The sequence below is a fragment of the Clostridiales bacterium genome (assembly GCA_012512255.1).
Taxonomy (GTDB): domain Bacteria; phylum Bacillota; class Clostridia; order Christensenellales; family DUVY01; genus DUVY01.
Map to the genome: position 1 here is coordinate 1 of JAAZDJ010000041.1, position 10876 is coordinate 10876.

Consider the following 10876-nt stretch of genomic DNA (forward strand, 5'->3'; position numbering starts at 1 on the left):
CCGTCTTCATACGCTTCTATAAAGTGGTTGCCACCCCCAAGCGTACCCAAAGAGCGCATAGCGATAGATTGGACTTTGTCGCTTAATTTGTTCCAGCATCTTAGTCTTTTGAACCCCCACTCTTTTGGGGCGTTATGGATATCATGCCCATAAGGGATGTTTTTTCTTATAACTTGGTCCAGTTTTCCAAGTTGGTTTTCAAAGGCTATATTAGTTTTAGCCAAAGTTACGCCGCAGCCCACGTCAACGCCTACTAAATTAGGGCACACTTTATCGGATATGCGCATAGTTGTGCCTATCACGCAACCTATTCCGGCGTGGCAGTCGGGCATTATCCTTATATGAGCGTTTTCGCCCAATACCGAATTGGCCATTTTGGTTATTTGTCCCAGCGCCTCTTCTTCAACGGTTTTGGCGAATATTTTTACCGTTCCATATTTTGAATTAAGTTCTATCATTATATATCCCCTAAGCCTTATTCAATATATATACGGTTTAATTTAGTTATATTCGCAGCTCAAAGCCCTAATATTTTATCAATAATAATAATTAAAATCAATGCCTTTGAACGCCAAAGTATACAGCAAAAGGCTTTATAGGCTTTGCTTTACGCGGCTTATTGAAGCTCAGGGTTTTAAGTTTTTGCTTTGCCTATTGATTTGAATGTTTTATTTGGCCGTTTTTTTAAAAAGCAATATAATATTATTAAATAATCATAAAACCGTCTTTTTGGCATATATCCTCTACGGCACTAAAATAAAAAGCGGGCAATTTATTCTAGCCTTGCCGTAGTTATAATTGTCCGCCGTCTAAAAGACTTACTCGTTTTATATTTAGATTTTTGATATTTGGATATTGGGCTTTATCAGCTTTTTAGTTCCTGCTCGGTCTTGAAAAAGTCCGCCCAAGGATCAGGATTTTTTATTCTCGCCAGCGCCTCTGTCATATTAATCTCATTGGGCGCGATTGTGTCAAGCTCGTCCCAAGCAATCGGCATTGATACGCTAGCGCCCGCGCGCGCCCTCAAAGAATACGGCGCTATGCTGGTCGCGCCTTTGCCGTTCCGCGCCCAGTCAATAAAAATTCGTTCCTTTCTATTGGCTTTTCTTAAATTGTCGGTGTATAGGTCGGGGTATGCGCTCTTTAGCGCTTGGGCGACGCGCTTGGCGAAATTGTTGAATGTGTCCCAATCAACAGTCGGTCTAAAAGGCAAAACCACGTGATAGCCTTTGCCGCCGCTTGTCTTTAGATAGGAAACTAAATTTAGCTTGTCCAAAAGATTTTTTAAGTCTTTGGCCCCCTGCCTTACTTGTTTTAAGTCCATATCTTCGTCGGGATCCAAATCAAAAACCATCAAGTCGGGCATTTCAATATTTTCTATGCGGCTGCCCCAAATATGAAACTCAACCGTTCCCATTTGCGCTTCCGAGATAAGCCCCAAAGAATCTTGGATATAAAAATACTCTTGGTCTTTTACCTCGGAATTTTTGACCATAATCGTTCCGAGGCCCTTGCCTTGCGTTTGGCGGTGTTTTTTGAAAAAGCACGGCTCCAAAACGCCCTTGGGGCAGCGGATTACGCTTAATATCCTGTTTTTGATAAACGGCATCATACGCCCGGCGACTTGGGCGTAATACATAGCGACGTCTATTTTTTTTATGTTTAAATCTTGGTAAATAACCTTGTCGGGATGTGTGATTTTGATACCGCCTAATAGAATATTAGCGCCTTTTTTTATTGGTTTTAAATCCTGCGAAGTCAATTGGTCTTGGGGCTGTTTTTCGCCGTTTTGGTTGTCTTGGGGGCTTTCTTTGGCAACTTCCTTGGGGTCTTTGTCCATTCTCAAACCCTTGAAGCTGGCTTGGCGAAGCAAATTGTCTTGCGTCCATTCGGCGAAATTGACTTGCGCTATATACATAGGCTTAAGCCATGTTATTTTTTCATCGGTTTTTGGTTTTGGCGCATTTTTAAAAGGCGGGGCTTGTTGTTTTATGCTTTGGAATTTTTGTTCAAGTTCCAGCTGCGTTTTTTCTGTAAAGCCCGTGCCGACCCGCCCGCAATAAATCAAATTATCGCCCTCGTAATAGCCAAGTAAAAGCGAGCTTATGCCGCGAATTTTTTTGTTTGTTTTGGCGTATCCGCCGATTACAAACTCTTGGCTTTGGGCGCATTTTAACTTAATCCAATCGCCGTTTCTCGTTCCGCTATATTTGGAATTGATTTTTTTGCCTATTATACCTTCCATATTATGCTTGCAAGCGGCTTCTAAGTTTTGTTTGCCGTTGCCTAATACATGCTTGCTGAATAATAGGCTTTTGGGCGCGTCCTTTAACAAGTCGCTAAGCATCTCTTTTCTTTGGATAAGCGGATATTCCCTCAAATCCGCCCCGTCCAGCGCCAAAAGGTCAAAGATAATATAAGTCAAATTTTTGCTCTTGGGGTTTTTCATATAGCTTTGCAAGGCCTGAAAATCGGTCCTGCCTTGACTATCAATTATTACAATCTCGCCGTCCAAAACCATTGCCCAGCTTTCCGCCCATTCTATAAGGGATTGGGCGACGGGCTCAAAATATTTGGTAAAGTCCTTGTTGCCTCTTGTGACCAATCTCGCGTTGTCGTTTTCCACAAACGCCACTATTCTATACCCGTCGTACTTCAATTCGTAAAGCCAATCGTCGCCTTGCGGCGGATTTTCAACGAGTTTGGCGAGCTGGACATTGACTTGGCTGATTGGGTTATGGGAGTTTTTTTTGTCTATTCCTTGCTCTATTTGCCTCATGGTCCGACCCGTTCTTATGCTGGTCGTAAAGGCGGAGATTTTGTCTTCCAAAGACGAGAACTCGTCCTTTTCTTTTAGCAATATCCAGTTTTTGCCGTTTTCTTGGTCTTTTAGCCTTATCAGCGCCCATTTGCCCTTGAGCCTGCTGCCAAAAAGCTCAAATTTTAGGCTTCCTTGTTCCAGTCCTTTTTGGACATCGGATTGCGGCTTCCAATAACCTTCGTCCCATAGCATTACAACGCCGCCGCCGTATTGGCCTTTTGGGATAGTCCCTTCAAAGTCTTTGTATTCTATGGGATGGTCTTCCACATGGATGGCAAGCCGACGGTCTTTCGGGTTATAAGAGGGGCCTTTTGGAACGGCCCAGCTTAGCAATACGCCGTTCCATTCAAGCCTAAAGTCAAAGTGATCCCTGCGCGCCATATGATGCTGCACGACAAAACTTAGGGCGTCTTTTGGCTTTTTTTGCAAAGCTTGGCCCGCGGGCTCGTAGGTCTTGGTAAAATCTCTTTTTTGTTTGTATTCTTGAAGATTCATATCAATTTTTTTCTTTATAAAATAATAAGGCTTAAATTTTTATAAGCCTTATTTAGTATTTGCTATTTCTAAAATTATTAACTACTAAAAAACTGCGATATAAGTATTTATTATTTTTTATTTTTTTCGGCTTTTAATTTGTTTTTTATGAGTTTAAGCTGTTCTGCAAACTTTTTGATTGTAAAATTGGGAAAGGTACGGATTATGCGGTGTTTGCTCAATTTATTGGCTAATTTTTTGTAATTTTCCAGCTCGTCGTCTTTTTTGTTGTTTAAAAAACTAAAATCCGCGCCCTGCTCGCCTAAGGCTTTTAATTTAAGCTGCAATTTTGCAAACAGCTTTTTTAACTCGTCCAGTTTTTTGGATATAGCCGAAAGGTTTAGGATTGTAAAAGTCAAATCCGTCAATAATACCGAAGATAAAAATATAGTAAGAATATATTTTAAATTGGCGGGGGTTAACGCCAAAATTTTATTCATAGCGGGATTAATAAAAAACACCAAAATTATGCTTAAAAATCCCCAAGCCAAAGAATAACCTATCCAGACCCTGCCGTGAAGGTTGAGCGGATAATTTGAATAATCCCAAAGTTTTAGATTAAATATTTTTTCCAAAATAAGCGCAATCAAATATTCTAAAATAGTGCAAATAATTACGCCCGCCAAAAACACCAAAAAATAATCGGCGATAGGATGAATATTAATATATGAAAGTAAAATTCCAACCGCCAACGCCCCTAAGCCGTATATGGGACATACCGGCCCGTTTAGAAACCCCCTATGGACAAATCTTTTTTCCCATATAGAGCAAAAGATTGTTTCTATAATCCAGCCGAAAAAAGAAAACGCTATAAACATCAAAAATAAATCAACAAAATACATACGGCTTATCTTATTAAAAATTATAGTCCAAAAACCAATCTTTTATAAGAATTTTTAATTTTTTATTATAAAGCGCTCGTCCTTTAAGATTGATTTGATTTCCGCGAGTTTGTTTTCGTAATTTTTTCTGCCCATCATGGCGAAAGTGGCTTGCTTGCCTTCCTCTACGCCCGGTTGGTTGTAGGTATTAATATCAAGCATAGCGCCGCAATACGCCGTTTGATACATAAAATACTGCAAAAGCTCGCCTACCGTATGGGCGTTTACTTCGGGCAATATGATTGTGAAATTGGGTCTTTTGGCTTTTGCCAAGGCGTATTCGGTCGCAAGGCGCTCGCAATTTATTAACTCATTAAGCGTTTTGTTTTGCAAAAACTCGGTCTCGGGCGCGTCAATAGTCGGCATTGTGACCGTGGTTCTAAAGTTTTCCACCGCCAAAAAGGTGACAACCTTATCGTAAGGCCCTTCGGTATATAGTTGGATTTGGCTGTGCTGGTCGGTAACGCCCAAAGCCTTTACGGGCGTTTGGCCCGTATTAACTAAATTATTATTGTTGTCAATGGCCTTGCCCAAGGACTCGCCCCAAAGCTGGCAGTAAAAATCAGCCATGTACTTTAGGCTGTCGGCATACGGCATCATAACCGAAATATTCTTGCCCCGCCTCATATACATGTATTGCAAAAACGCCGTGCAAAGCGCGGGGTTTTGGGTAAACTCGGGCGAAAAGCACGCCTCGCTCATATCCCTAGCGCCTTCCAAAAGCGCCTTAATATCAATTCCTACCAAAGCTAACGGCATAAGCCCTACGGGCGAGAAAACGCTGAACCTTCCGCCCACGCCGTTGCCTATGCCGAAAATCTTATAGCCTTCTTTGACCGCTATGTCATAAAGCGTGCCCTTGCCCATTGTGGTGATAATTATTATATTTTCTTTGGCTTTTTCGCCTAATTGTTGTTTTAAAATGTCTTGAATTATCATAAATTGGGCAAGCGTTTCGCTTGTCGTGCCGCTCTTGGTGATGACAATAAAGACGGTCTTTTTTACGTCAATTATATCCAAAAGCGCGCGCATCCTCTCGGGGTCAATATTGTCTTCCACATAAAGTCTAGGGGCTTTTCTTGCGCTTTTGGGCAATTCGTTGTGCCTTAGGTGCAAAAGCGCGTTGGCGACGGCAAGCGTTCCCAAAGCCGAACCGCCTATTCCAAAAACGACCACATTGTCGTAATCGGCGTATTTTTGGGCGGTCGCTAAAATGTCTTTAATGACTTCTTGCTGCGTAAAAGGCAAATTGGTCCACTCTTGCCACCCTTTGCCTCTGTTATCCATAACCTTGCTATATGCCAATTCCAGCAATTCTTTGTGCTCGTCAAATTCGCTAAAACTTAACCCTTCCTCGTCGCCTATAGCGTGTCGCATCATATTGTTGTAATCAATTTTTAGCCGCATAAAAAAATACCTACTCCTAACAAATAAGTTTTTTTTATTTTACATAAATAACCAATAATAGTCAAATCATTATTCGTTCAAATATAACATATAAATTATACAACATTGTTGTATTTATTTTTGAAAAAAAGGAATTTTATGGGCAAAGCGCGGCTAAAATTATTGATTATTATCGCTGTCAGTTGCTTTATAAGCAGCGTTGTTACGGCCTTAATAACGGTTGGTTTATGCAATAGCAAAACGGCTTCCTACCAAGATGACTCGGCTTATTTAAAAATCAAAATAATTGATCTAAAAACGCGCGAGCCTTTGGAAAACGCGACCGTATGCATTGTGGAAACCAGCAAGTATTATACAACAGACAAACAAGGCAATACGCCCACTATACAAGTCCCTTACCTGAAAAATAGTAATTTTGACAATGTCCTGGAAAGGCCTTGGGGGGATATAACCATTCTTGCCTACAAAGACGGCTATGTAGACTATCTCGTCTTTTATATAATGGTCCAAAAAAACAAAACCCGCTATCTTACGCTTACGCTCGCGCCCTACTCCGTCGGCTCCAAGCCGTATTTGATTATTGAATCGCCCGACGATGCTTGGGCAAAGGAAATAATCAAAAAATACAAAAGATAACCTAGCGCGCCAATTTTTTTATGTATTCGTAATTTTGTTTTAGCTCGTCCATTGTATCGTAGTCCGTAGAATACAGCTCCAAAATGACGGGCGCCGCGATGTCTTTTGATTTTAGAGTGTTAATAAACTTCTCAAAATCAAAAGCGCCCTGGCCGATAATGGCGGTTTGGTTGTTGTCTTTTATGTCGCAAATATGAATGGTGGAAAGCCTGTCGCCTATGGCCTCGAGCATATCGTAAGGGTCAACGCCGCCTTGTATTGATTGTTTTATGTCCAATGTGCCCCAAATCTCAGGGCAATATCTTTTTAATTTGGTAAAAAACGACTGATGGTTAAAAAAAGCGTAATGCACATTCTCATAGGACAAGCAAACGCCGTAGCTTTTGGCGATATCTATCAGCTCGTTAATTCTATTGCCCAATTTTTCAAAGTCAATTACATATTCCTGTTTTTTCATTATGTAAGGGCCGTGAAAAGTGAGGTATTTGGCGCCTAAGACGCGGGAGGCGTCGCAAACCTTGCGAAATATTTTTTCGGCGTCAGCGCGGACTCTTGGCGACACATTAAACAATTCAGGCTCAAATTGGGTGCCCAAAGCGTGCACCGAATGCACGGTTATATCGCCCTTGGCGCGCGCTATCTTTTGGACAAACTCTTTTTCGTATTCGCTGTATGTGGTAAAAAAGACTTCGGTCAAATCGCAGCCTAATTCCTTAAGTTGCGCGAAAGCGTCTTCGTTATAAATTCTATTAAAAAAAGTCGCGGTTGATATTCCTACTCTCATATGCGCCTATATAAAACACAATATAAAGTATTATATCAAATTGATATTTAAAATCACGCTTTTTGGGGGTATATTTCTTAAATGCGCTTATTGTTTTTTATCTAAAAAAAGCCGCCAAGGCGTTAGTTTTGGCGGCTTTATATATTTTAAATAATCGCTTTTATTATTCCTACATCGCCGTCATTGCGTTTGTAAACGACATTGACATTATCGTCTTGCTCGTTCAAAAAGACAAAAAAGTCATGTCCCAAAAGTTCCATTTGAAGTTTGGCTTCGTCGATGCTCATAGGCTTTAAATAATATGTTTTGGTTTTTACCACTTTGGAAGGCTTTTCTTCTTGTTCTTTAGGTATAAGCCCGTTCATTGTTTTGAAAAATTCTTTCATTCTTTTGGAGTCAAATTTGGACTTGTGCTTGGTTATTTGCCGCACAATTTTATCTAAAGCCGCGTCCACATTGACGAACATATCGTCTTTGCTTTTGACTTCGGCCCTAAATACATGGTCAGAAAAAATAGTGGCTTCAAAGACATAATCTTCTTTTTCTTTTCTTAGGTTGATCTTAATGGGAGTGTCTGAATCAAAAAACTTAGTAAGTTTGTCAAATTTCTTTTTGATGATTTCTTCAAGTCTTTTGCTTGTGAAAAAATTTTTGGAAATGATTTCATACTTCATAAATAAGCCTCCCTGTCTTCTAAAAAATGTAAAAAAATTTGACTTTTTTCCTATAAAATTATAGACAGTTTTGTTAATTTTATATTACCACTTTTTAATATGCTTTGTAAAGACGGCTTGTGAAAAAATCACATAGCCAAGCCGTCCTTACATCAAAAAGGTCTTTATTTGGTTTTTGAGGCTTTTGTTTTTGCGACAAATTTTATCTCGCCGTCTTTAAGAACGCAATCCAAAACGGCGTTGTCCTGAATATTTCCCGCAAGCATTTCTTCGGCTAGTTTGTCTTCTATTTTTTGCTCTATTAATCTGCGAAGCGGTCTTGCTCCGTATTCGGGGTCGTATCCTTGGGTCGCCACCATATCAAGCACATCTTCCGAAAAAGTAATGGTAATATTTTTGTCTTTGAGCTTTTTGTTGATGTCGTAGAGCATATTTTTGGCTATTAGTTTTATTTGCGCCTCGTTGAGAGGATGGAAAACCGTAATGACGTCAACCCTGTTCAAAAACTCGGGCTTAAACCTTTTCTTTAGGGCGTCTAGCAAAATCTCTTTGGTCTTTTGTTCATTGCGCTCGCTTGACTCTTCGGAAAATCCCAAGGCCTTGGGCGTGTTCTTTAGGGCGCTCACGCCCACATTGGATGTCATTATGATTATGGTGTTTTTGAAGCTAACCACCCTGCCTTGCGCGTCCGTAAGCCTTCCGTCGTCCAAAATCTGCAAAAGCATATTATAAACATCGGGATGCGCTTTTTCTATCTCGTCAAATAATATCACGGAATACGGCTTGCGCCTTACCTGCTCTGTCAATTGTCCGCCCTCGTCATAGCCTACATATCCCGGAGGCGAGCCTATAAGTTTACTTACGCTGTGGCTTTCCATATATTCGGACATATCAAGCCTTATCATAAGATTTTCGTCGTCAAACATAGCCTCGCATAGCGCTTTGGATAATTCGGTCTTGCCCACGCCTGTTGGCCCTAGGAATATAAACGAACCTATGGGCCTGTTGGCGCTTTTTAACCCGGCTCGGGCGCGTCTTATGGCTTTGGCTACGCTTTGGACCGCTTCTTCTTGACCGATTACGCGCTTGTGCAAGATTTCTTCAAGCTTGATCAGTTTTTCTTTTTCGGTTTCGTTAATCTTTGTAACAGGTATCTTGGTCCAGCTTGCGACGACTTGGGCTATGTCTTCCACATCAATTTGGGCCTGGTCCTCTATGGTTTTCTTTTTCCATTGCGTGTTGAGGTTTTCTATCTCTTCTTTTATCGCGTATATTTTGTCCCTGATAACCGAGGCTTTTTCAAATTCGTCTTTGCTCAAAACCTCGGCTTTTTCGGCTTCTAGCCTTTGAAGCTCTTCTTCTTTTTCTTTGATTTGGGGCGGCATAGTGTTGCCGCTGACTTTGACGCGGCTTGCGGCTTCGTCTATTAAGTCTATGGCCTTATCGGGCAAATATCTGTCCATAATATAGCGCTCGGACATTCTGACCGCAGCCTCAATCGCCTCGTCCGTAATTTTTACTTTATGGAACGCCTCGTAATTATCCCTTAAACCTTTTAAAATCTCTATTGTCTCATCTTCTGTAGGCGGGTTGACCATTATAGGCTGGAAACGGCGCTCAAGCGCTTTGTCTTTCTCTATAAACTTGCGGTATTCGTCAGTAGTGGTCGCGCCTATGGTCTGCAGCTCGCCTCTTGCCAAATAAGGTTTGAGCATGTCCGCCGGTTTGACCTCGCCTCTATCCGCGCCCGCCGTCGCCAAAGTGTGAAGCTCGTCAATAAACACTATAATATTGCCGTGTTTTATAATGGCTTCAATGGCTCTTTTGAGTTTTTCTTCCATGTCGCCGCGGTATTTTGTGCCCGCAAGCATGCTGCCTATATCCAAAGCAAATATAATTTTATCTTTTAACAGTTCGGGCACATCGCCTTTTACTATGGCTTGGGCTAGGCCTTCCACAACGGCGGTCTTGCCCACGCCGGGCTCGCCTATTAGGACGGGATTGTTTTTGGTCTTACGGCAAAGAATTTGGATAATGCGCTCTATCTCGTCTTTTCTGCCGATTACGGGGTCAAGTTTTTGCTCCCTCGCCCTTTCCGTTATGTCAATGCCCAAATCTTTCAAAAACGAAGGCAACGGCGATTGCGGTTTTTTGGCGCCCGTCATTTCGGTGGCTGTGCCGCCTAGGTTGCCCAGCTTGTCCAATATATCTTGAGGCTTAACATTGAGTTCTTGCAAAATGCTATACGCTATGCTGTCCGTGCTTTGCAAAAGCGCGACTAGCAAAAACTCGCTGCTTACGGCAGGCATCTTAAACTGGCGGGCAATCTGTTGCGCCATTAGCAACAAATTTTTGGAACGGGTGGAATAATGGAGAGGCGTCTTAAAAAAACCGCCGCCCAGCAAGCTTTCTATCTGGTTAAGCGTATTTCCCGAAGAGATAAAGCTCGCTATTTTTTCGGGCGTAACGCCGCATTCCTTTAGCGCCTTTGCCGCCAAAGAATTGCCTTTGGCGATGCCGTATAAAATATGCTCTGTGCCGATTTCGTTGCCGCCTAAGGCTCTTACTAGTTTTTCGGCTTCTTGTAACACGTTCATAGCGCTTTGCGTCGCGCTGATTTGTCCAAATAACATTTTTTCACACCTCTATAATTACTATTTTCTTTTTTTATATTAATAACATCCTTAAATAAAATTACGCCATCTTGGGCAATATGTCCCTCAAAAATTCGGCTCTGTAAATATCGCGCTCTATGGCGTCCAGTTTTTTTCCGCTTCTTAACGCCAAATTGGCGGGCCTGCACGCGATAATTATCTCGTCCAGCGCCGTATTTTTTATTTTCAAAATTCCTAACGCCGCGCCTAGTTTTATTAATGAGATGTTTTGCATAAATTCTGAAGTGTCAATTTTGTAAGCATTGGTTAGTATGCCACACGCGCGCATAATCATATCGGTAAGCTCAACGCGGTTTTTGTTTATAAGCGTGTCGCGGGCTATCTCTTCGGCTTCGGCCACTTTGTAAATTTGGTGTTTTACCGAGTAGATAATTTCTTTATCGCTCAAGCCCAACGAATATTGGTTGCTCAACTGATACATGTATCCCTCGGCCTGAGTTCCTTCGCCATAAACGCCCCTTAAG

The 10876-nt window shown here is 41.6% G+C and carries 9 protein-coding genes; 1 reads left to right on the plus strand and 8 read right to left on the minus strand.

Features of this window, described 5'->3' with window-relative positions; all coding sequences use genetic code 11:
* The 4 genes from GX756_02175 to GX756_02190 all read right to left on the minus strand — a co-directional run.
* Positions 1 to 458 (minus strand): RtcB family protein (locus GX756_02175; protein NLC16668.1); only part of this gene is annotated, 458 nt, incomplete at its 3' end.
* A 407-nt stretch (positions 459 to 865) separates the two neighbouring features.
* The gene (gene ligD / locus GX756_02180) at positions 866 to 3316 is read right to left on the minus strand and encodes a DNA ligase D (GenBank protein NLC16669.1); all 2451 of its coding nucleotides are present in this window, start codon (positions 3314 to 3316) and stop codon (positions 866 to 868) included.
* A 110-nt stretch (positions 3317 to 3426) separates the two neighbouring features.
* Positions 3427 to 4197 (minus strand): hypothetical protein, encoded by a 771-nt coding sequence (locus GX756_02185; GenBank protein NLC16670.1) that lies wholly within the window; start codon positions 4195 to 4197, stop codon positions 3427 to 3429.
* Positions 4198 to 4251: 54 nt separating this feature from the next.
* The gene (locus GX756_02190) at positions 4252 to 5643 is read right to left on the minus strand and encodes a glucose-6-phosphate isomerase (GenBank protein ID NLC16671.1); all 1392 of its coding nucleotides are present in this window, start codon (positions 5641 to 5643) and stop codon (positions 4252 to 4254) included.
* 138 nt (positions 5644 to 5781) lie between these two features.
* On the opposite strand from GX756_02190, the gene GX756_02195 reads away from it, so the two are divergent.
* Positions 5782 to 6279, plus strand: a complete 498-nt coding sequence (locus GX756_02195; protein NLC16672.1) for a hypothetical protein — start codon at positions 5782 to 5784, stop codon at positions 6277 to 6279.
* 1 nt (position 6280) lies between these two features.
* Here the strand turns inward: GX756_02195 and GX756_02200 are convergent, their stop codons facing one another.
* From GX756_02200 to GX756_02215, 4 genes are all read right to left on the minus strand, one after another.
* On the minus strand, positions 6281 to 7063 hold the full coding sequence (locus GX756_02200) for a sugar phosphate isomerase/epimerase (GenBank protein ID NLC16673.1): 783 nt from the start codon (positions 7061 to 7063) through the stop codon (positions 6281 to 6283).
* Between the two features lie 146 nt (positions 7064 to 7209).
* Positions 7210 to 7737, minus strand: coding sequence for a ribosome-associated translation inhibitor RaiA (gene raiA, locus GX756_02205; GenBank protein ID NLC16674.1), 528 nt, complete (start codon positions 7735 to 7737; stop codon positions 7210 to 7212).
* 164 nt (positions 7738 to 7901) lie between these two features.
* Positions 7902 to 10370: an ATP-dependent Clp protease ATP-binding subunit gene (locus tag GX756_02210; protein NLC16675.1), complete on the minus strand. Its 2469-nt coding sequence runs from the start codon at positions 10368 to 10370 to the stop codon at positions 7902 to 7904.
* 61 nt (positions 10371 to 10431) lie between these two features.
* On the minus strand, positions 10432 to 10876 hold a 445-nt coding region (locus GX756_02215), incomplete at its 5' end, for an ATP--guanido phosphotransferase (protein ID NLC16676.1).